Origin of the sequence: Aquamicrobium sp. LC103 (assembly GCF_001014615.2) — a bacterium.
Lineage (GTDB): Bacteria > Pseudomonadota > Alphaproteobacteria > Rhizobiales > Rhizobiaceae > LBCQ02.
The window spans coordinates 72,278-93,266 of record NZ_LBCQ02000016.1; the positions used below are offsets into that span (position 1 = coordinate 72,278).

Annotated in this window: 21 protein-coding genes; 8 read left to right on the forward strand and 13 right to left on the reverse strand. The window is 64.3% G+C overall.

The window, feature by feature from the left end; all coding sequences use genetic code 11:
- Positions 1 to 92: 92 nt before the first annotated feature.
- The 5 genes from XW59_RS26240 to XW59_RS29550 are packed head-to-tail and all read right to left on the reverse strand — an operon-like array spanning position 93 to position 4,700.
- On the reverse strand, positions 93 to 569 hold the full coding sequence (locus tag XW59_RS26240; protein WP_047148364.1) for a MaoC family dehydratase: 477 nt from the start codon (positions 567 to 569) through the stop codon (positions 93 to 95).
- A gap of 55 nt (positions 570 to 624) precedes the next feature.
- Entirely contained in the window at positions 625 to 1,560 is a 936-nt protein-coding gene (locus XW59_RS26245; RefSeq protein ID WP_047148365.1) for a dihydrodipicolinate synthase family protein, read from the reverse strand.
- The gene (locus XW59_RS26250; RefSeq protein WP_047148366.1) at positions 1,557 to 3,128 is read right to left on the reverse strand and encodes a CoA-transferase; all 1,572 of its coding nucleotides are present in this window, start codon (positions 3,126 to 3,128) and stop codon (positions 1,557 to 1,559) included. The genes XW59_RS26245 and XW59_RS26250 overlap by 4 nt, the downstream gene beginning before the upstream one ends.
- Positions 3,129 to 3,138: 10 nt before the next feature.
- Positions 3,139 to 4,281, reverse strand: a complete 1,143-nt coding sequence (locus XW59_RS26255; RefSeq protein ID WP_047148367.1) for an acyl-CoA dehydrogenase family protein — start codon at positions 4,279 to 4,281, stop codon at positions 3,139 to 3,141.
- A 50-nt stretch (positions 4,282 to 4,331) separates the two neighbouring features.
- Positions 4,332 to 4,700, reverse strand: a complete 369-nt coding sequence (locus XW59_RS29550) for a hypothetical protein (protein ID WP_047148368.1) — start codon at positions 4,698 to 4,700, stop codon at positions 4,332 to 4,334.
- Positions 4,701 to 4,871: 171 nt separating this feature from the next.
- Here XW59_RS29550 and dapA point away from each other — a divergent pair, with 171 nt between their 5' ends.
- The 6 genes from dapA (at position 4,872) to XW59_RS26290 (ending at position 10,718) form a co-directional block, all read left to right on the forward strand.
- A complete protein-coding gene (gene dapA / locus XW59_RS26265; RefSeq protein ID WP_047148369.1) occupies positions 4,872 to 5,759 on the forward strand; it encodes a 4-hydroxy-tetrahydrodipicolinate synthase in 888 nt (295 codons plus the stop codon).
- Positions 5,760 to 5,829: 70 nt separating this feature from the next.
- Positions 5,830 to 6,807, forward strand: a complete 978-nt coding sequence (locus XW59_RS26270; RefSeq protein ID WP_047148370.1) for a TRAP transporter substrate-binding protein — start codon at positions 5,830 to 5,832, stop codon at positions 6,805 to 6,807.
- A 58-nt stretch (positions 6,808 to 6,865) separates the two neighbouring features.
- The gene (locus XW59_RS26275) at positions 6,866 to 7,390 is read left to right on the forward strand and encodes a TRAP transporter small permease (protein WP_047148371.1); all 525 of its coding nucleotides are present in this window, start codon (positions 6,866 to 6,868) and stop codon (positions 7,388 to 7,390) included.
- The gene (locus tag XW59_RS26280; protein WP_047148372.1) at positions 7,390 to 8,676 is read left to right on the forward strand and encodes a TRAP transporter large permease; all 1,287 of its coding nucleotides are present in this window, start codon (positions 7,390 to 7,392) and stop codon (positions 8,674 to 8,676) included. Before XW59_RS26275 ends, XW59_RS26280 begins: the two co-directional genes overlap by 1 nt.
- A gap of 21 nt (positions 8,677 to 8,697) precedes the next feature.
- On the forward strand, positions 8,698 to 9,111 hold the full coding sequence (locus tag XW59_RS26285; RefSeq protein WP_047148373.1) for a DUF3830 family protein: 414 nt from the start codon (positions 8,698 to 8,700) through the stop codon (positions 9,109 to 9,111).
- 71 nt (positions 9,112 to 9,182) lie between these two features.
- The gene (locus XW59_RS26290; RefSeq protein WP_206077756.1) at positions 9,183 to 10,718 is read left to right on the forward strand and encodes an AMP-binding protein; all 1,536 of its coding nucleotides are present in this window, start codon (positions 9,183 to 9,185) and stop codon (positions 10,716 to 10,718) included.
- A gap of 111 nt (positions 10,719 to 10,829) precedes the next feature.
- On the opposite strand, the gene XW59_RS26295 is transcribed toward XW59_RS26290, so the two are convergent.
- On the reverse strand, positions 10,830 to 12,032 hold the full coding sequence (locus XW59_RS26295) for an MFS transporter (protein ID WP_047148375.1): 1,203 nt from the start codon (positions 12,030 to 12,032) through the stop codon (positions 10,830 to 10,832).
- An 87-nt stretch (positions 12,033 to 12,119) separates the two neighbouring features.
- Between XW59_RS26295 and XW59_RS26300 the strand changes: the two genes are divergently transcribed.
- Complete coding sequence (locus XW59_RS26300; protein ID WP_047148376.1) at positions 12,120 to 13,109, forward strand: AraC family transcriptional regulator; 990 nt, start codon at positions 12,120 to 12,122, stop codon at positions 13,107 to 13,109.
- 50 nt (positions 13,110 to 13,159) lie between these two features.
- Here XW59_RS26300 and XW59_RS26305 read toward each other — a convergent pair whose 3' ends face one another.
- Positions 13,160 to 14,338 (reverse strand): amidohydrolase, encoded by a 1,179-nt coding sequence (locus XW59_RS26305; RefSeq protein ID WP_047148377.1) that lies wholly within the window; start codon positions 14,336 to 14,338, stop codon positions 13,160 to 13,162.
- A 97-nt stretch (positions 14,339 to 14,435) separates the two neighbouring features.
- Here XW59_RS26305 and XW59_RS26310 point away from each other — a divergent pair, with 97 nt between their 5' ends.
- Positions 14,436 to 15,128, forward strand: coding sequence for a phosphoribosyltransferase (locus tag XW59_RS26310; RefSeq protein WP_206077759.1), 693 nt, complete (start codon positions 14,436 to 14,438; stop codon positions 15,126 to 15,128).
- Positions 15,129 to 15,133: 5 nt separating this feature from the next.
- Here the strand turns inward: XW59_RS26310 and XW59_RS26315 are convergent, their stop codons facing one another.
- From XW59_RS26315 to XW59_RS26340, 6 genes are all read right to left on the reverse strand, one after another.
- On the reverse strand, positions 15,134 to 16,372 hold the full coding sequence (locus XW59_RS26315; RefSeq protein WP_047148379.1) for a TetR/AcrR family transcriptional regulator: 1,239 nt from the start codon (positions 16,370 to 16,372) through the stop codon (positions 15,134 to 15,136).
- A gap of 64 nt (positions 16,373 to 16,436) precedes the next feature.
- Entirely contained in the window at positions 16,437 to 17,600 is a 1,164-nt protein-coding gene (locus XW59_RS26320; RefSeq protein WP_052958494.1) for an ABC transporter substrate-binding protein, read from the reverse strand.
- Between the two features lie 40 nt (positions 17,601 to 17,640).
- Positions 17,641 to 18,348, reverse strand: a complete 708-nt coding sequence (locus XW59_RS26325; RefSeq protein ID WP_047148380.1) for an ABC transporter ATP-binding protein — start codon at positions 18,346 to 18,348, stop codon at positions 17,641 to 17,643.
- Positions 18,335 to 19,114 carry an ABC transporter ATP-binding protein gene (locus tag XW59_RS26330; RefSeq protein WP_206077760.1) on the reverse strand — a complete coding sequence of 260 codons (780 nt, stop codon included), beginning with the start codon at positions 19,112 to 19,114 and terminating at the stop codon, positions 18,335 to 18,337. Before XW59_RS26330 ends, XW59_RS26325 begins: the two co-directional genes overlap by 14 nt.
- Complete coding sequence (locus tag XW59_RS26335) at positions 19,107 to 20,126, reverse strand: branched-chain amino acid ABC transporter permease (RefSeq protein ID WP_047148381.1); 1,020 nt, start codon at positions 20,124 to 20,126, stop codon at positions 19,107 to 19,109. Before XW59_RS26335 ends, XW59_RS26330 begins: the two co-directional genes overlap by 8 nt.
- The gene (locus XW59_RS26340) at positions 20,126 to 20,989 is read right to left on the reverse strand and encodes a branched-chain amino acid ABC transporter permease (RefSeq protein WP_047148382.1); all 864 of its coding nucleotides are present in this window, start codon (positions 20,987 to 20,989) and stop codon (positions 20,126 to 20,128) included. The genes XW59_RS26335 and XW59_RS26340 overlap by 1 nt, the downstream gene beginning before the upstream one ends.

Consider the following 20,989-nt stretch of genomic DNA (forward strand, 5'->3'; position numbering starts at 1 on the left):
CCTTCCCAAACTGGCCTGCCCGCAAGCAGGTGTCCAAAATCGCCGACGGGTGTCAAGCTTGGCCCGTCGCGCGACATTCCCGACGTGCCGGGTCAGGACGCGGCGTTGCGCTTCCTGACCATCGCCGCATGCTCGGCACCGATCACCACGAGATCGTCCTGGTTGATCAGCTCCGTCTTCTCGATGACGATGCCGCTGCCGTTCCGGCTTTCGCGCTTGCTGTCGAACACGACCCTGACGCGCAGGCTGTCGCCCGGAAAGATCGGCGCCCGGAACCTCACCTTGTCCCAGCCAAGCGAGGCGACGGAAGTGTTCTCGTAGAGCTTGAGTTCGGATTTGAGACCCTCGATGAGGGCGAGGCCGAACAAACCGTGGGCGATGGGACGTCCGAACGTCGTCCTGCGGCAGTATTCCTCGTCGGTGTGCAGCGGGTGCTGGTCGCGCGTGACCCTCCCGAAGGTCAGCACGTCGTCCATCGTCACGTGGTGAATGTCGGTGACGATTTCGTCGCCTATGACCACGTCTTCATAAAAGAGGTCGATGAAGGCCTCTCGCGGCTTGGTTGGCATGGCTCTCTCTGATTTTGGCACTGGTGTCGTCGTCTCGCGGTGCGGCCGGGGCTTTTCAGACATATTGCCGGAGGCCGGCCCGATCGACGGCTTGGGCGATCAGGCGGGTGGTATCGGCGGGCACCGGCAGAAGCGGCGGCCGTGGCCGGGCGCTCGCGATGACGCCGAGATGCCGCAGGCCGATCTTGAGCCTGGTGTGCATGTCGATCAGCGGCGGCGCGCCGTAGATCGTGCGCACGACCGGATAGAGGCGGTCGTTGATCGCGCGCATCACCTTGAGGTCCTCCGCCAGCGTCGCCTCCCATAACTCGGCCAGGAGATGCGGGATCATGCTGGCCATGCCCGACAATATGCCGTCGGCGCCGGTCGCCATCTGCGCGAAGAGCCAGTGATAGTTGGACGCGAGGATGGCGACGTCCGGCCGGGCGGCCTTGATCCTGCGGAGATTGTCCTCGTAGAGGGCGATGTCGGCGCTGCCCTCCTTCACGGCGATCACCCGTTCCCGCTTGCAGAGCTCGACGAGGACGGACGTGGCGAAGCCATTGCCCGACGCCACCGACTGCTGGAAGATCGAGACCGGAATGTCGACGGCATCCAGTATCCGGTCGACGAGGTCCACCACGTAGCGGGGATCGCCGGAAGCGCCGGCCGCGAATTGCGGCATCGGAAAGACGACCGCGACGTCGGCGCCGTGCTCCTGCGCTTCTCGGGCCTGCCTGACGGCGTCGTCGGTGGAGTAGGCGATTATGCCGGTCAGGAGCGGTCGCTTCTCGCCGATGAAGGCGCGGGTGCGCTTCAGGATCTCGACGCGCTCTTCAGCGGAAAGCGTCGCGCCTTCGCCGGCATGGCCGTTGACGAAGACCGCGTTGATGCCACGCGGCGTCGTGCAATAGGCGAGAAGCCGCTCATAGCTCTTCCAGTCGATGGCGAGATCTTCGTCGAAGGTGAGCACTGTGGCGACGGTCACGCCATCGAGGGAGATGTGTTTCATCGTGTTGCTCCTATGGTTGCGGCAAGCATCCCGCCGAGGCCCATGGGGCCTTCCATGAAAAGTTTCGCATCCATCAGCCTCAGATCCCGGGAGATGCGCGGCGCGAAGGAGATCTGATCGAGGATGTCTTCCTGCAGACGGACGCCCGGCGCGATTTCGGTGAGCACGAGGCCGTCGCCCTCGAGCCGGAAGACCGCGCGCTCGGAAACGAAGGTGACGTCCTGGCCTTTCTCACGCGCAAGGCGGCCGTTGAAGCTGACCTGGCCGACGGCCGGAACGAATTTCCGAAACTTTCCCTCGCGGCGGATCGTCAGCCGACCGTCGCCGACCGCAATGTCGAGCCCGCCTCCGGTCAGCGTGCCGCTGAACACAAGGCGCCGCGCGTTCTGGGTGATGTCGATGAAGCCGCCCGCGCCGTCGTAGCGGTCGCCGAAGCGCGTCACGTTGACGTTGCCGTCGCCGTCGACCTCCGCGAAGGACAGGAAGGCGCAGGTGAGGCCGCCGCCGTCATAGAAATCGAACTGGTAGGGCTGGTCGATGATGGCCCTGGGATTGTAGGCGGTGCCGAATTCCCGCGCATAGCCGGGCACGCCGCCGATGACGCCCGCCTCGACCGTGAGCGTCATGATGTCCTCGATGCCTTCCTCGGCGACGACGTTCGGGATCATGGCGGATATGCCGACGCCGAGATTGACCACGTCGCCCGGGCGCAGCGCCAGCGCCGCGCGGCGCGCTATGACCCGCTTCTCCGTCAGCGGATCCGGTTTCAGCGCGGAGATCGGCATGCGCGTCTCGCCGCTGCGGCTCGGATCGTAGGCTGTCGTATAGGTCTGCATCTGGTCCGGAGCGAGCACGAAGTGGTCGATCAGGAAGCCCGGGATCTTCACCAGCTGCGGGTTGAGGGTGCCGCGCTTCACCTGCCGTTTCACCTGGCAGACCACCGTGCCGCCGGCATTGTGGACGGCCTGGGCGATCGACAGATCCTCGCGCGTCGTGGCTTCGTGCTCCATGGAGACGTAGCCGTCCTCATCGACGCTCGTGCCCCTCAGAAAGGCGATATTCGGGGTGGGCGCGCGGTAGAAGAGCCATTCCCGGTCGGCGAGCTCGACGAGCTCGATCATCGGCGTTCGCGTGCGCGCGTTCATCCTCCCGCCTTCCTGGCGCGGGTCGATATAGGTGTGAAGGCCGACATGGGTGACGACGCCCGGCTGCTTGGCGGCCATGGCGCGGAACATCTGCGTCATCACGCCCTGGGGGAAGTTGTAGCCCTCCATGTGCTCCTCGACGATCAGCTTCATGAAGGGAAGCTGCAGGCCGAAATTGCTGCCGAAGACGCGGGTGACGAGATTTTCGTGAGCCAGCTGGCACAGGCCCTTCTCGGTGACGGCACCGATGCCGGTGACGTGGAGGAGCGTCAGGCCCGCGGGGTGCGCCTCCGCCAGGAAGCGTTTTTCCAGGCTCTCCAGAACGGTTTCCGGAACGCCGGTGCCGCCATTGCCTCCGACGACGAGAATGTCGCCGTCGCGCACGAGGGCGGCGGCTTCGTCGGGCGTGATGAAACTGACCATGCGTGCGTCCTCAGGCGTATTCTTTTTCGAGCTGGCGGGCGATGATCAGGCGCTGGATCTGGTTCGTGCCCTCATAGATCTGCGAAAGGCGCACGTCGCGGAACAGCCGTTCGATGCGGTACTCCCTGGAGTAGCCGTTGCCGCCGTGGATCTGCAGCGCATTGGAAATGTGCTGCATGGCCATGTCCGTCGTGAACAGCTTGGCGTGGGCGGCTTCCTTGGCGATGGAACGGCCGGCGTCGTGCAACCTCGCCGCATGATGGATCAGCAGCCTGGAGGCGGCGATGTCCTTCGACATGTCCGCCAGCATGAACTGGATCGCCTGGAACTTGATGATCTCGGAGCCGAACTGCCTGCGGCCCTTGGCATAGGCGATGGCGTCCTCCATGGCCGCCTGCGCCATGCCGAGCGCCATGGAGGACATCATCAGCCGGGAGAAATTGAAATTGCCCATCGCCATCTTGAAGGCGTCGTTTTCCGGGCCGATGCGATTTCGGACCGGCACGCGCACGGCATCGAAGCTGATCTGGCAATCCTCCAGCCCGTGCATGCCGAGAAGCTCCTCCGACTTGCCCAGCGTCACGCCCTTGCGGTCGGCCTCGACGAGAATGCAGCTTATCCCCTTGTGGCCGGCATTCCGGTCGGTCTTGGCGAAGACGACGACGAAGTCGGCGATGCGCCCGAAGGTCACCCACGCCTTGGTGCCGGTGATGACGTAGTCGTCGCCGTCCCGTTCCGCGACCGTGCTCATCGCGGCCACGTCGGAACCGCAATCCGGCTCGGTTGCCGCGGTGGCGGGAATGATGTCGCCGCTCAGGATTCCGGGAATCAGGCCCTTGTGAAACTCGTTGCCGTGCTCGTTGAGGAAATGCGCGGCTTCGACGGGGATGGCGTAAGCATTGCCGAGCGTCCCGGAGCCCCGCGCGATCTCTTCCATGACGAGGCATGCCGTGGTCGTGTCGAGCCCGCTGCCGCCCGCCTCCGGGGCCAGCGACACACCGAACAGCCCGAGCGCCGCCATTTCCCTGTAGAGCTGCCTCGGAAACACGTCGTCGCGATCGATCGCGCTCGCCGCGGGGGCTACGGCCTCGTCGGAGAAGCGCCGGACGCTGTCGCGCAGCATCCTCTGCTCCTCGGTCAAAAAGTAGTCCATGACTGCCTCTCTGGTGGCTTTTGTGATTAGTATTTGATCAAATATGAAGTCTATGCGTCGGCAAGCGCGCCGGCGTGCGCTGCTTCGTCGGGCTCTCGATCGAAGAAATAGATCACGACCGATTTCGGCGGCACGTCGTAGGCCGCGACGAACGCATCCGTCAGCAGTCGCGCCGCCGTGCGACGCAGATCCACTGAGCGTCGGAACGCGTGTACTTTCACGAATATCCTTTTCATTTCAGCCGAATAGCCATGAATTCCACGGTGAGCATAGCTGTTCGCGCCAATGTCGAAGAAATAGGCCGACACGATATCCGGTGCGATGTCATAGGCCTCGCAAAGGGCTTCGGTCATCAATTCCGTCGCGCGGCGCCGCTGTCGCGGGGTGGCCTCGAAATCAAAAACCTCCAAAAACGGCATGGCTTCTCCTGGTCAAAAAACTGGCAAATTTCGAAATGCATATTTCGAACGCATTTCAGCTTAATTGGCAGTTGACATTCGAGCTGATCAAATGTCAACCTAATTTGCATATTTTGGATCATATCGGCGGCGGACGGATCTGCGGTCGCCGCAAGGAAAGAGGAACCACCGATGGCCACCTTCCGGGGCAGCTATACCGTCATGGTGACGCCGTTCGACGAAGCCCTGCGGGTCGATGAGCCGCGATTGCGCGCCTTTGTCGACTGGCAGATCGAGCAGGGGGTGCAGGGGCTCATTCCGCTGGGCAGTACCGGCGAGTTCCTGTCGTTGACGCGCGAGGAGCGCAGGCTGGTGGCCGCGACGGTGATCGACCAGGCGCGCGGGCGCGTGCCCGTCATCGTCGGCACGGCCGCGGAATGGACGGACGAGGCGGTCTCGCTGAGCCGGGAGGCCGAGGAGCTTGGCGCCGACGGCGTCATGGTCGTGCCGCCCTATTATTCGTCGCCCACGGACGAGGAGCTGTTCGTGCACTACCGCCGCATAGGCGAGGCGCTTTCCATCCCCGTCATGGTCTACAACAATCCCAACACCGCCAATGTCGACCTGAGCGCGTCGCTGGTCGCCCGGCTGTCAGAGATCGACAATATCTCCTACATCAAGGAGTCGAGCGGCAGCGTCTCGAGAACCATGGACATCATTCGACTGTGCGGCGACCGCATCATCGTCTTTGCGGGCTACGATGCCTGGGAGAGCTACCGGGTCGGCGCGCAGGGCTACGTCTCGGTCTTCTCCAACATCGCGCCCGCGCTTTCCACCCAGCTCTTCAAGCTGACGGTCGACGAGGGCGACGGCGAGGCGGGCCGACAGCTCTATCATCGCATTCTGCCGCTGCTGCAGGCGCTGAGCGGCGATCTCTACGTCTCCGCGACCAAGGCGGCACTCGCGATGATCGGGCAGCCGGTCGGCTCGCCACGTCCGCCGCGACTGCCGCTTCCGGAGACGAAGACGGCTTCACTCAGGCAGGTTCTCGACGGAATGGGATTGATCGCGGCCAGTTGAGGACGATGCCGGATTCGCCCGTTCCGTAACACCAATAAAAGTAAAAACAGCCACCAAAGGGGAATGCATCATGACTATGAAATCGATGTTCGTTGCAATGCTCATGTCGGTCGCGTCGCTGGCATCCGTCGCCGAGGCCGCGGAAGTGACGCTGAAGGCAAGCCACAACGCCAATGCCGACGAGCCCTACAATCTCGGCATGGTGCGCATGAGCGAGCTCCTTGCCGAGAAAACCGGCGGCAAGGCCGAAATCAAGGTATTTCCGAATGCGCAGCTCGGCGATGAGATGGAAAGCATCCAGGGAACCCAGATCGGCACGATCGACATTGCGGTGACGGCCAACGAGACGCTCGTCAACTTCACGCCCGACATGGGCGTGCTCAGCATGCCGTTCCTTTTCGAGAATGCCGAGCAGATGGACCACGCGCTGAGCGCGTCGGAAGTCCGGGACTATGTCAACGAAGTGCTCGGCAAGCAGGGCTTTCGCCTGATCGGCTTCTTCTCGGCCGGCACGCGCCACATCATGACCAAGAAGCCGGTCGCCTCGATGGAAGACCTCGCCGGCATGAAGATCCGCACCATGCAGAATCCCGCCCATCTGGCGGCGTTCAAGGACTTCGGCGCGAACCCGACTCCGCTGGCCTACAGCGAACTCTACGGAGCGCTCGAGACGGGCGTCGTGGACGGTGCCGAAGCCGCGAACACCAACTACTATTCCAAGAAATTCTATGAGGTGGCGCCGAACTGGGCGATCGTCGGATGGCTGGAGCTCGTGGCGCCGGTCATCATGGGCGAGGCGCGTTTCCAGTCGCTGCCCGAAGACGTTCAGAACGCTCTCATGGAAGCCGGGGTCGAGGCCGCAACCTACCAGCGGCAAGCCTACCGCGAGAGCGATGCCAAGCTCTACGAAGAATTGGTCAAGGCCGGGGTCAACGTGACCAAGCCGGACATCGCGCCCTTCCGCGCGGAAGCCGACAAGATCTACTCCACCTACATCACGACCGACGAACAGAAGCGCCTTGTCGAGCTTCTCAAGGACGTGAAGTGACAGAGAACGGGCCGGATGTCCTCGACATCCGGCCGCTGCTTTTCAGGAGTTCGGATCGATGTCTGTGGCCATGAATGCCCTGAGTACGTGTATCCATGCCTTGCGCAAGGCGATGTCGGCGATCGTCATATTGCTGTTCTCGCTGATGATGATCGCCGTCCTGGTGCAGGTCGGCGGGCGCTATGTCTTCAACTATTCCATTGCCGGCGCCGCCGAGATCGCGACATTCAGTCAAATCTGGCTGGTGATGCTCGGTTCGGGCATCGCCATGGCGCGGCATCAGCATGTGGCGATCGATTTCCTGCCCGCGCAATTGCCCCTGCCGCTGGCGCGCGCGGCAAGCATATTGATCGTCCTGGTTACCATCGGTTTTCTGTGCGTTCTCGCTTACGGGAGCGTGCCCCTGCTGCGCCTGGGAATAATGCAGACGTCGTCCGCGATGCAACTGCCGATGTGGGTGATGTATCTGTGCCTGCCGGTCGGCGCGGCCTATGTCGCGCTGGAGCTTGTCGTCTCCATCGTTGAACGCTGGGACGATCCGTTCGCCGCAAATCAGTCGGACTTTGAAGAGGAGGCAGCATAATGGCCGTGATATTGGGTTGCTTCCTTCTGCTTCTGCTCCTCGGCGTCCCCGTCGTTTTCGTTCTCGGCGCATCCGCCGTCATCGCGCTCGTGACGACGACCGAGGTTCCGGTGGCGATCGTCAGCCAGCGGGTCTTCGCCGGGCTCAATTCCTTCACCCTGATGGCGATTCCGTTTTTCGTCTTCGCCGGCATCATCATGGATGCGGGAGGCATTTCGAAGCGGATCGTCAATTTCTCGTCCGCCCTGATCGGCTGGGTGACCGGCAGCCTGCTGCTCGTCGCTTGCGTCGCGGCGGCGGGTCTGGCCGCCATTTCCGGCTCGGGCTCCGCCGACACGGCGGCGATCTCGTCGATCATGCAGCCGCAGCTCAAGCGCCGGCGCTACGACGTCGATTTCGGCGCGGCCGTCATCGCCTGTGCGGGGTCGCTCGCCCAGGTCATCCCACCGAGCCTCACCATGGTGATCGTGGCCGTCGTGGCCAATCTGTCGATCGGTGCTCTCTTCCTGTCCGGCGTGGTGCCCGGCCTACTGTGCATCGCCGCCATCATGATCGCCGCCTATGTTCACGCCAAGCGGGGCGGCCCTCAATATCGCGAGACGGAGCCGTTCACCTTGGCGCGACTCGGCCGCACGACATATCAGGCGCTGCCGGCCTTCGGCATGCCGCTTCTGATCCTCGGCGGCATTCTCGGCGGCGCCTTCACCCCGACCGAGGCGGCCGCGGTGTCGGCCTTCTACGGCCTGATCGTCGGCATGTTCGTCTATCGCGAATTGAAGGTCTCGCATTTGCCGCAGCTCATCCTGCGCGCGGCTTCCCTGTCGGCCGCCGTCATGCTGATCATCGGCACCGCGAGCGTGTTCGCCTGGCTGGTCGCCAATGCGAACGTGCCGACGCTGCTCGGCAACTGGATCCGCGATCTATCCTCCGATCCGCTGGTCTTCCTGATCATAGTGAACGTGCTTTTCCTGATCATAGGCATGTTCCTGGAGACGATCGCAGCGATCCTGATCGTCGTCCCCGTGCTCATGCCGATCGCGCTCGACTACGGGATCGATCCGATCCACTTCGCCCTCGTGATCGTGCTCAACTGCGCGATCGGAACGGTCACGCCGCCCTACGGAATTTCCCTTTTCGTGGCCGCGAGCGTTGCCAACCGTCCGGTCATCAAGGTGGCGCGCAAGCTGCTGATGCCTTTTGCGGCGATGATGGCCATTCTGGTGCTGACCACGTTCGTTCCCGAGCTTTCCCTGGCGTTGCCGCGGATGGCCGGCCTCATCCAGTAACTCCCCGTTGAAAGGAAGAACATGTCCGGATTGACCGTCAAGGCGGGCCCTTATGAGTTCGCGGCCCGTTTCGAGGAAGACAAGGCGCCGAATACGGTGGCCGCCTTCCGCAAGGCGTTGCCCTTCGTCAGCCAGATCGTTCACGTCCGCTGGAGCGGGGAGGGGGTGTGGGTTCCGCTGGGCGACCATGATTTCGGCGTGGGCTACGAGAACCATACGAGCCATCCGGCGCCCGGCCATATCCTGCTCTACCCCGGCGGTATCAGCGAAACCGAAATCCTGCTGGCCTATGGCGGCGTCGACTTCTCCAGCAAGATGGGACAGCTCGCCGGCAATCATTTCATCACGCTCACGTCGAATCTCGACAAGCTGCCGGAACTGGGCAACGCCGTTCTCTGGAAGGGCGCCCATCCGATCTCCTTCGAGGAGGCCTGAGCGGGCCGGCGCATTTCCGCAGGGCGGAAGCGCACCGAACGGGGTGGCGAAGAATGGCCGGGAATATGAGCATGACCATTGCCCAAGACATGGAACCGGTCGATTTCGGGACCCGCCTGCGGCAGCATGCGGCCGAGCGGCCGGATCAAACGGCGATCACCGTTCTCGGCGCCGATGGCGCGGTCGAGCATGTGACCTGGGCCGGGCTCGACGCGATGGTCGACCGCGTCGCCCATGTGCTTCAACGGCGTCCGGTTCGCGAAGGCGAGGTCGTGGGCATCGGTCTCGCCAACGGCCTGCTGCACATTGCCTCGGTTCTGGCCTGTTGGCGCCTCGGCTGCACGCTCATGGCCTTCGATCCCGCCTCGCCGCAGGCGCAGATATTGTCCCTGCTCGAAAGGGCCGGGGCGGTGTGCGGGATCGTGGAGGACGAGGCGGGCAGAGGTGACGGGCTCTTCCTCGGCCGAAGCGAGCTCCTCTCGCTGCAGCGCCTTGCCGCCGGGGCGAAAATGGCGGACCGGATTTCCCGGCCGGGCAAGATCGTGCTTTCCGGCGGGTCCACCGGCATTCCCAAGCTCATGGTCGACGACCAGCCATGGGTCGGCGTGCCCGGCCGGCCGTGGGGCAATGTCGCGAAAACCCTGCGGTTCCGGCCCAACCAGAACCAGCTCGTCTGCGGAGCGATGTCCCACAACGCTCCGCTGACCTGGGCACAGCTCGGCCTCTTCGAAGGGCATCATCTCGTCGTCATGGAGCGTTTCGACGCGCTGCGCGCCCTGCGGGCGATCGACGCATATCGGATTCAGTTCGTCATGGTCGTGCCGACGATGATGGTGCGGATGCTGGACGTCCTGGAGAATGCAGGCGTCACCTTCGCGACGCTCGAGGCTTTCTACCACACGGCCGCCGTCTGCCCGGCATGGCTCAAGAAGGCATGGATCGAAATTCTCGGCGCTGACCGGGTCATGGAGATGTACGGTTCGGGCGAGAATGTCGGCCAGACCATCATCACGGGGCGGGAATGGCTGTCGCATCCGGGCTCCGTGGGCAGGCCCTTCGAGACCGATGCGCTTGTGCGCGGCCCGCAGGGCGAGGAACTGCCCCCCGGAGAGGTCGGCGAGCTTTTCATGCGACGCTGGTCCGGCGACGGCGGAACGCGCTATCTCGACCCCACCGTGACCGCCCGCACGGATATCGATGGCTTCACCAGCATCGGCGACATGGCCTGGATCGACGGCGAGGGCTATGTCCATCTCGCCGGCCGGCGCGACGACGTCATCAATACCGGCGGTGTCAAGGTGTACCCGGAAAAGATCGAGGCCGTGCTCCTGGCGCATCCGGATGTCCGCGACGTCGTCGTCGTCGGCATGGACGATCGCGAATGGGGCGAGCGGGTGCATGCCGTCATCGAGCCGTCCGAAGGCAAAAACCGCATCGAGCTGAGCGAGCTGAAAGCCCATTGCGCCGCGCATCTTGCCCCGGCGGAAGTTCCGAAGAGCATGAGCGTCACGGACCGGCTTCCACGCGACGGTTTCGGCAAGGTGAAACGTCGGCTGGTTCGCGACCGGATGAGCGATTTTGCCGGCACTTCCGGTGAGGTCGCGTAGGTTCCGCGAGCCCCGCAAGGAAGACATGGCGTGCCGGCAACGCCACCCGTCGGGGTGAGGCCGCCGGCGCAATCGTGGCAGGCATTGCGTCTTCGAAGGGCGCGCCGCGGCTCAGGCCATCGCCACCGCCGCGCGGGGCCGCACGCCGAGCAGGATGATCACGGTCGCCAGCAGGAGAAGCAGACCGGCCGAACCGAAGACGCCGCTCGCGCCGCTGATGTCGAATATTGCTCCGCCGGCGGCCGCGCCGATTGCGATGGCGAGCTGGATTGCCGCGACGATCAGGCCGCCGGCGCTTTCCGCCTGATCCGGAACCGTTCGGGTAAGCCAGGTGGACCAGGCCACCGGCACGGCACCGAAGGCTAACCCCCACAGGGCCACCATCACCGCATCCGTCACCGGCGTGTTGCCGAGGCTGACGAGGGCAATGCCGAGGACGCCCATCAGAAGCGGCATGGACAGCAGCGTCAGCCGCAAGCTGCGCTCGATCATTGGTCCCGCAAGGAGCGTGCCCATGAAATTCGCGATGCCGAATCCCAAAAGGATCGCCGATACCGCGCCGATGCCGACGCCCGTGACGGTCTCGAGGAAGGGGCGGATATAGGTGAAGAAGGCGAAGTGTCCGGTGAAGACCAGCATGACCGCGAGCATTCCTAAGCCCACACCGGGCCGGCCGAGCACCTCGGCCAGTGTCCGCAGGCTGGAGGAGCCATGCGGCGTCATTTTCGGAAGCGTGGCGAGCTGCACGATCAGCGCGATCATTCCGAGGCCGGCCGCCATGAGGAAGACGATGCGCCAGCCGGCGATCTCGCCGACATAGCTGCCGACGGGAGCGGCCAGGATCGTGGCGGCGGAAACGCCGCTGAAGATCATCGCCAGCGCCCGCGGCACCAGCGCCTCCGGCACGAGCCGCATGGCAGTCGCCGCCGACATCGACCAGAATCCGCCCAGCGCGATGCCGAGCAGCACACGTCCGATGAGCAGCAGGGGAAGGCTGGGCGCGAAAGCGACCATGAGGTTCGATCCGACCAGCAGCATCGAAAAGGCCAGCAGCACGCGCCGCCGATCTATATTTCGCGTTGCGGCGGAGATCACGAGGCTGGTCAGCAGCGCCACAACCGCTGTCGCCGTCACGGTTTGTCCCGCCATCCCCTCGCTGATGCCGAGATCCGCCGCCATCGGCGTAAGCAGGCTGGCGGGCAGGAACTCCGCCGTCACCAGGCCGAACACGCCGAGCGTCATCGCGACGACGGCGCCCCAGGCGGGTTCCTCCTCCACCCGCTTCGTCTGCGCCCAGTTCAAGGATTCGCTCATCCGTAAGCCCTTTCGAGAAAAAGAGTATTTTGCAGTGCAGCAGAAGTAGGATGGACTTTTCAGACGTTCTATGTCACGAAATCCGGAATGTTTGATCGAACGTCCGAAAATCGCTCGAGGGGACAAACCAGCTCCATCCCCACCGATCTCGTGAGCGAGTTGCTCATGGGCATGCGTCTCGTCGGGCTCGACTACCGCCGCATCGAGATTGCGCCGCCCTTCGGGCTGCGCTTCGGTACGGTGAACGGGCGGGCGCAGTTTCACTTCATCGCCCGTGGCCCGGTGTTCCTGCGCGGCGAAGGCGGGACCCTGCACGCCATGAACACCGGCGACGCCGTGCTTCTTCCACGCGGCGGCGTGCACGATCTCGTCTCCGAGCCGGGCCTCACCGGCCACGACGTCGCGGCCTTCGAGGCCAGAACGCTCTGCAACGGCGTCAGCGCCATCAAGTCGTGTTCGGGCGAGGAATGCCCGTCCACGAATGCGCTGGTCTTCAGCGGCTGCATGGAATTCGACCTTGGCTCCATGCATCCGCTGGTCGCGCTGATGCCCGAGGTGATGTTCGTCGGTACGCTTCTCGAACGCTACCCGGAAATCCTGCCGATGCTGGAGGCGATGGAGCGCGAGACCCGGAGTGATCGCGCCGGTTTCGCTGGAATTCTCGCCAGGCTTGCCGATGTCGTCTCGGCGTTCGTGGTCCGGGCCTGGGTGGAATGCGGCTGCGGCGATGCGAGCGGTTGGGTCGCGGCCCTGCGTGATCCCCGCCTTGGCCGGGTCATCGCCGCCCTCCATCGCGATCCGGGCAGGAACTGGACCGTGGCCGAGCTTGCGGCGGAAATGGGCAGCTCCCGTTCGGTCTTCGCCGAACGCTTTCTAAGCACGACCGGAATGACCCCCGTACGGTACCTGACGGAACTCAGGATGCGGCTCGCCGCGCAGTGGCTCGGGCGCGACCGGATGCCGATCGAAACCGCCGCCCACCGTCTCGGCTACGGCTCGCAGGCCGCGTTCAGCCGGGCCTTCAAGCGGGTGATGGGACATGCACCCGGCGCGGCCAAGGAAGCCAAGGCGGGCTAGGGTCACGGGCGGTCCGATGTCGCCGATGTGTGACGTGCCGGAAGCGACGGCTATCCCGCCAGATCCTGCTCGACCAGCGTCGTCCAGTAGCGTATGCCCGGCACGATCGCCGCATCATTGAAATCGTAGCGGGTGTTGTGGTGCAGCGCGCCGTCCTCCGCTGGCCCGTTGCCGAGCCACACATAGGCGCCGGGAACGCGCGTCGAGAAGATGGCGAAATCGTCGCCCGCGGTCGAAGGTGGGAAGCTTGCCAGCGCGTTTTCCTCACCGAGCGCGGCGCGGGCCGCGGCAAGAGCGCGTGCGCTCGCATCCTGCTCGTTGATGACCGCCGGCATGCCGCGCCTGTATTCATAATCGCAGCCAATGCCGCTGGCGGCCGCGATGCCCCGGGCGATCTTTCCGATCTCTTCCTCGATCTGGTCGCGCACGGCATGGCTGTAGGCGCGCGAAGTCCCTCCGATCCGCACTTCGTTGGGGATCACGTTGAGCGCCTCGAAATCGCCTGCCGCGATCGCGCAGGCCGAGACGACGGCGGCCTCGATGGGATCGGTTTTTCTCGAGACGATGGTCTGGATCGTACCCAGGAACTGGCCGGCCGCGACCGTCGGGTCGAGCCCCAGATGCGGCTTGGCGCCATGCGTTCCGACGCCCCTGAAAACGACTTCCCAACGGTCGGACGAGGCAAGCTGCGGGCCTTCGACCGCGGCGATCTTGCCGATTTCGAGCCCCGGCATGTTGTGAAGGCCATAGACGCGATCGACCGGAAAACGCTCGAAGAAACCGTCGTCGACCATCGCCTGCGCGCCGCCGCGCCCTTCCTCCGCCGGCTGGAAGATGAAATGGACGGTGCCCGAGAACCGGCGCCGCCGGGCAAGCAGCCGGGCAGCACCCAGCAGCATCACGGTATGGCCGTCATGGCCGCAGGCGTGCATCTTGCCGTCGAATTTGGAACGATAGGAACGGTCGAGCGCGGTTTCGGGCATGGCGAGCGCATCCATGTCGGCGCGCAGCGCGATCGCCGCGTTGCCTTCACCTATCCGAAGGGTTCCGACCACGCCGGTGCGTCCCATCCCGCAGTGAACTTCCATGCCTTCAGCTTTCAGGAAGTCCCGCACGATCGCGCTGGTGCGTTCCTCCTCGAAGCCGAGTTCGGGATGGGCGTGCAGGTCGCGCCTCAGGGCCACGAGCTCGTCGATTTCCTCGGGAGTAAGGAAGTTCTCGTCTGTCACGTCTGGACTCGTCCGGTCTCGCGGGTAGAAGGATGAACTTGGAAATCGCGCCTTTTGGCCCCGAAAAGCAACCCCTCGGAAAGCAAATCCCGTGGCTTTGTCCCCTCACCAGTTCTGGCAGGAAGTCTATTCTCCCGGCTCTTTCGCCGAGGAGACGCGGGAGGGATATCGCGAGATCTATCCCGCCACGCTCCCCGACGGCCGCGTCGTCGCGCTTCCCGTGCGCGTTCTCCCGGGCAATGGAGCGCGCGCGGTTGCCTCGCTCATTGTCAACCAGGCGAGCTTCGCCGTCGAGGATACGCTCGCCGCCTTCATGGCGGAAGATGCGCGCCGTTTCGTGCCGGACATCGTCGTCGGGGTTCCGACGCTCGGCCTGCCGGTCGCGGCCAATGTGGCGCGACGTCTCGGCCACGCGCGCATGGTGGCGCTCGGCACGTCGCGTAAATTCTGGTACGACGAGCGGCTCTCGGAGCCGCTGCGCTCGATCACCAGCCCCAATGGCGAAAAGCGGCTCTATCTCGATCCGCGCATGCTGCCGCTCCTGGAAGGCAGGCGCTTCGTCGTCATCGACGACGTGGCCAGCACCGGCTCGTCGCTCGCGGCGGTGCTGCGCCTGCTCCACGGCGCGGGGCTGAAGCCGCAAGCCGCCCTTTTCGCCATGCTGCAGGGTGAGCGCTGGCGCGCGGCCGTTGCCGCCTCTCCCTGGCCGGACCTGCCGGTCCTTGCGCCGATCGCTACGCCTTTGCTCACCATGGGTGCGAGCGGGCTTTGGAAGGCTGCGCCGCCCTGACCCCGTCAGGGGTGCAACAGCCCGGTAAACAGCGGCCGGACATAGCTCTTCATCGCCGCGTCCGCATCCTCGGTTGAAATCCACCGGTGAAGCTCGGCCGCAGAATTCGACGTCGTGTAGAGGAGTTGCCCGGCGATCCTCGCGTCGATAGGGCGCATGGAGCCGTCGGCGATGCCGTCCGAAACGATGCCGGCGAAGCGTTCCATGAGTTGGTTCATCCGCGCCACCCATTTCGGGCGCATCGGTTCCGGCATGGCGGAAAGAGCGGCGATGCGCAGCAGCGGCCCACGCGGAGAGAACTGGAAGCGGGTAAGCGCGGACACGGCCCCGCAGGCGCGGGACCAGCCGTCGGGCACCGTATCGATCGCGGCGCTTTGCGCATCGTGAATCAGCGAGAAGGTACGTTCGAAACAGTCGGCTACCAACTCGTCCTTGTCCTCGTTGTGATGGTAGAACGAGCCCTTCGTGACCGACAGCCGTGCCGATATCTTCTCCACCGATGCGCCGCGATAGCCATGCTCGTTGATGAGGAAGGTCGCCGCCTGCAGGAAGCGTTCGCGGGAACTGTCACCCTCCGACGAAACATGCTTTTGAAAGGACAGGAGCTCCGGAGGGGAAAAGTCCCGCGCTCCTTCTCCCATGCCGTCGGTGAGGATATCGGCGAGCCGCGCGGCGACGCGGGGATAGTCCGCGAGGTCGTAGCGGCGTATCCAGTTCTGCACGCTGTGCACCACGGATACGATGAGATGGGTGCGGGCAATGAGGTCCGTGCGTTCGACCTCCGGCATGTCGTTCGCCAGGAGGAGCTGCCTGATGCTGCGGAACATGTCGACATAGCTGGCGAAGACCGCGCTCGCATGCGGCTCTTCAAGCGCGCGCAGATCGTTCGACGACAAAAGCTCGGCGCGCGAGCCAGTGGCGATTTCGGCGTGCAGTTGAACATAAAGCGTCAGGAAGCGCCGCAGCCGTGCCCGGGCGGTGATCTCCTGGTCGGCGGCGACTGTCGCGGTCCGTATGATCGTTTCGATCGTTCGCAGGAAGCAGGCGGCCGCCAGGTCTTCCTTCTTGCGGAAATAATAGCTGATCGAATTGGTGAGCAGGCCGACTTCCGCGCCGACGTCGGTGAGGGTGGTTCCCCTGACCCCGTGCTGGTTGAAGAGCCTGGCCGCGGCTTCGAGAATGAGCGTCCGTTTTTCGCCGAAACGGCGGGTCTGACGGGCGGCGACGGCCGGCGATCCGTTCATGGGATTTCTTCGTTCGGTTGCCCGTGCCCGCGATGCTTCCGCGGACACGGGATTCGGATAGGCTTTACTGGCTGACGCTGTCAACGGGGACGATTTCGCCGCCTTCGACATAGGCGACGACGATCCTGGCATTGGTGCCGCCCTTTTCGTCCACGCTGTCGATGCTGGCGGGATTGCGCTCCGGCGAAAGCGAGCCATAGGCCTCGCTGAGCTTGGCCATGACCGCCTTGGGATCGTCGACGGAGCCGGCGAGCTTCATGGCCTCGGCCACCGCGTTGAGCGCTGTGTACATGTAGGAGGTCTCGGTGCCGGGGATCTTGCCGTTGTTTTCCTTGGTGAAGCGTTCGACAAAGGCCTTGGCGCCTTCGCGCTGGTCCGAAACCAGCGGCATCACGCCGATGGAGTTCTCGAGCTGCGACATGTCGTTGATGACACGGTCGATCTCGTCGAGCTTCGCCTGGTCCATGATGATGAAGCCGCCCTGGAAGCCGAGCTCGCGCGCAGTGCGCATCACCAGCGCGGTGGGCTCGGAGGCGCCGCCGACGAACATCACGTCAGGGCTCGCCGCAAGCGCGCGGCTGACGCCGGAATAGAAGTCGGTGTCCTTGTTGTAGGACATCGGGTTCTCGGCAACGATCTCGCCGCCAGCTTCCTCCCAAGCCGGCTTGAACAGCGCCGCCCAGGCCTTGGCGTAGTCGTGATCGCCGCCGACCATGGCGAGCTTCGGTCCGGACCGCTCCATCGAGGTCTTCACGAAGGTTTCCACATAGCCCGCGAAGGAGGGCGGAATGCGCAGCGTCAGCGTGTTCCCGCGCTCGGTCATTTCCGGCACGCTGGTATAGGCGCCGAGAATGAAGCCGTCCTGCTGGTTGAACTCCTGCAGGGCGAAGGCGCCGCCCGAATGCGGGGTGAATATCACCGGCGAATTGTATTGCGTGGCGAGCCGCTTGGCGTTTACCGCTGCCTCGCTCGGCGCGTATTTGTCGTCGAGCGCGACGATCTCGAAATTGTAGGTCTTGCCATCGACCTCGATGCCGCCCGCCTGGTTGATCTCGGCCGCCGCCATCTGCAAGCCGGTCAGCGTGTTCTGCCCGTAGAGCGCGGCGCCGCCCGAAAGCGGACCGGTAAAGCCGATATTGATCTTTTCCTGCGCGAACGCCGCGCCGCTCATCGACGCTGCCACCGCGACGCCCGCGGCGAGCGACTTCATCTTCGATAGAATGCTCATTCGTTCCTCCGTGGTGAACGGCTGGCGGAACGCCGGCCGACTAGCCGCCGATATAGGCTCGGCGAACCGTTTCATTGTTGAGGAGCTCTTCCCGGCTCCCTTCCAGCACCACGCGCCCGCTCTCCATCACATAGCCGCGGTCGGCGATCTGGAGAGCCGCGTAGGCATTCTGTTCGGCCAGAAGCACGGTCGTGCCGCCGGCGTTGATCGACTTGATCGTATCCAGCACCTGGCGCACGACCAGCGGCGCGAGGCCCAGCGACGGCTCGTCGAGCAGGAGGAGCTTGGGCCTGCCCATCAGGGCGCGGCCGATCGCCACCATCTGCTGCTGGCCGCCCGACAGCGAGCCTGCATGGTCGTCGCGTTTTTCCCGAAGGATCGGGAACATCTCGTAGATTTCCTCGAGCCGGGTCTTGAGCCCTGCCTTGTCCGCCCTGTGGACATAGCCGCCGAGCATCAGGTTGCGCTCGACGCTCATGCTCGCGAAGAGCTTGCGGCCCTCAGGACATTGGACGAGGCCGCGCGAGACGATCGTGTTGGGCGAGGCGCGCGTAATGTCGGTGCCGGCAAGCCTGACCTTGCCGCCGCTGAGCTTGCGCAGGCCGGAGATCGCCAGGAACATCGAGCTCTTGCCGGCGCCGTTGGCGCCGAGCATCACCACCAGCTCGCCTTCGCGCACGGAGAGGTTGATGCCGTCGAGAGCCCGGAAGCTTCCGTAATTCAGCTTCACGTCTTCAAGCTGCAGCATCGTGGCCCGCTCCAAGATAGGCTTCGATCACGAGAGGGTTCGATCTGATCTCGCCAGGGCTGCCGTCGGCGATCTTCACCCCGTGGTCGAGGACGATGATGTGGTCGGCCAATCCCATGACCATGTCCATCTTGTGCTCGATGAGGCAGATGGTGAGGCCTGACGCCGCCATCTTGCGGATCAGGTCGGCAAGCCCGGCGGTTTCCTCCGGATTGACGCCGCCCGCCGGCTCGTCGAGGAGGAGGACTTTCGGATCGGTCGCCAGGGCCAGCGCGAAGGCGATGCGCTTGCGCTCCTCCTGGGTCACGTCCGCCGCCAGCCGGTTGGCTATGTGGCGCAGGCCGACGAAATCGAGCGCTTCCTCGGCCTTGTCGCGGCAGATGCGTTCGTCCTCGCGCAGCCGCGCCGTCTGGAAGATCGCATCGAAAAGACCCGAGCGGGTACGCAATCGATGGCCGACGATGAGGTTGTCCATCACGGTCGCGCCGTCGAACAGGCTGGTCGTCTGGAAGGTGCGCGCGATCCCCAGCCTCGCCATCTCGTCGGGGCGCTTCCCGTCGACTTTCTCCCCCTCGAAGCGGAGTTCGCCGGAGGTCAGGGGGAAGGTCCCGCTCACGAGGTTGAAGAAGGTGGTCTTGCCGGCGCCATTGGGGCCGATGATGGCCGTGATCTTGCCGCGCTCGATCCGCGCGTCGACGTCCTTGACCGCGTTCAAGCCGCCGAATCGCTTGGTCAGGGCCCTGGTCTCGATGATGATCTCAGACATTGGCGCGCGCCTCGTCGTGGAGTTCCTTGGACTTGCGCTTTGCCGCGCTGGCAGCGCCGCCGCTCTCGCGCCGCCTCGCCTGCCAACGCGTGTAGGTGCCGATGATGCCGTTGGGCCAGAACATCACGAGCAGGATCAGCAGCGGCCCGAACACGATCATGCGGTAGGTTTCCAGGAACTGCAGCGACTGCGTGATCCAGGTAAGCGCAATGGCGCCGAGAACCGGCCCCATCAGCGTGCCGATGCCGCCGACGAGCACGAAGGCGACCATGTCGAAGGTGTGGTACTCGCGCGCGAGGTCCGGTCCGAGAAAGCGCACGAAACCGGCAAAGAGACCGCCGGCCAATCCGGCGTAGAAGGTCGACAACGTGAAAGCGAGGACCTTGGTGCGCATCAGGTTTATGCCGAGCGCCTCCGCGAGCTCGTCGGAGTTGCGGATGGCGACGAAGGAGCGCCCCACGAGCGAGCGGACGATCCGGCGCTTCACGAAGATGGCCAGCACCAGGAAGGCGAGCACGAGGAAATAGACCGAGCGCGTGTTGTCGAAGGTGAACGGGCCGATCGGGGAGGGCGCCGGAATGCCGATGACGCCGACCGTGCCGTGGGTGAGCGTGTCCCACTTTTCGATCAGCAGATAGATGATGTAGCCGACGCACAGCGTGAAGATGGAGAAGAAGTGGGTCTTCAGTCGCAGCGAGAGCAGCCCGCCGAGAAAACCGAGAAGCGCGGCGAGCGGACCGGCGAGCAGGAAGGCGATCCAGAACGGCACGCCGTAGTCCACCGTCAGAAGCCCGACCGTGTAGGCGCCGATGGCCATGAAGCCGGCATGGGCGAGGTTGAGCTGGCCGGTATAGCCGACGATGATGTTGAGACCCATCGCCGCGATCGCCCAGATGAAGGCGAGCGCCATCACATAGACCTGGTATTCGTTCGAGGCCAGGAACGGAAAGGCGACGGCGATCGCGAGCAGTGCGGCGTAGAGCCCGTATTCGAGACGGCTGTCGAGCTTCATTAGCGCACCTCGCTTGGGAACAGGCCTTGCGGCCGCAGGGAAAGGATGATCACGAGGAGCGCGAAGGCGATGATGTCCTTGTAGGCGGGCGAGATGTAGAAGGCGCCGAAGGCTTCCGCGAAGCCGATGATCATGCCGCCGACGATGGCACCGGGTATCGATCCCATTCCGCCAAGGATGATGATCACGAAGGCCTTGAGGATGACGAGGTGCCCCATCGCCGGGAAGATCAGGTTGATCGGCGCGAAGAGCGTCGCGGCCACCGCGGCGAGCGCGCCGGAAATGGCGAAGGTCAGCAGCGATACCTTCACCGGATCGATGCCGACGAGCGCGGCGCCCTCCCGGTTCTGCGCCATCGCGACGATGGTGGAGCCGGTCGTCGTCCTGCGCAGGAATATCTGCAGCCCGATCATCAGAATGAAAGCTGCGACGATGATCAGGATGCGCTGGGCGGGCGCGGTCAGGTCCGCGAAGCGCAATATCTGCGTATAGGGGGCCGGCAGCCTGTGGAAATCGGCCCCCCAGATCGCCTGCACCACGGCTTCGAGGAAGAGCAGCAGCCCGATGGCCGCGATCATGTCGTGGAGCGCCGGCGCATTGCGCAATGGATGGAAGATCAGCCGTTCCGAAAGCATCGCCAGCACCGCGACCGCCGCCGCCGAGCAGAGCATCGCCAGCCAGAAGTTCAGCCCGAACGACCCGGCAAGATAGAACGATATATAGGCGCCGACCATGTAGAACGCGCCATGGGCGAAATTCGGAATGTGCAGGATGCCGTAGACGAGCGTCAGCCCAAGCGCGACCAGGCTGTAGACGCTGCCGAGCGTCAGTCCGTTAAGAACCTGCTGGAAGAATATGTTCAT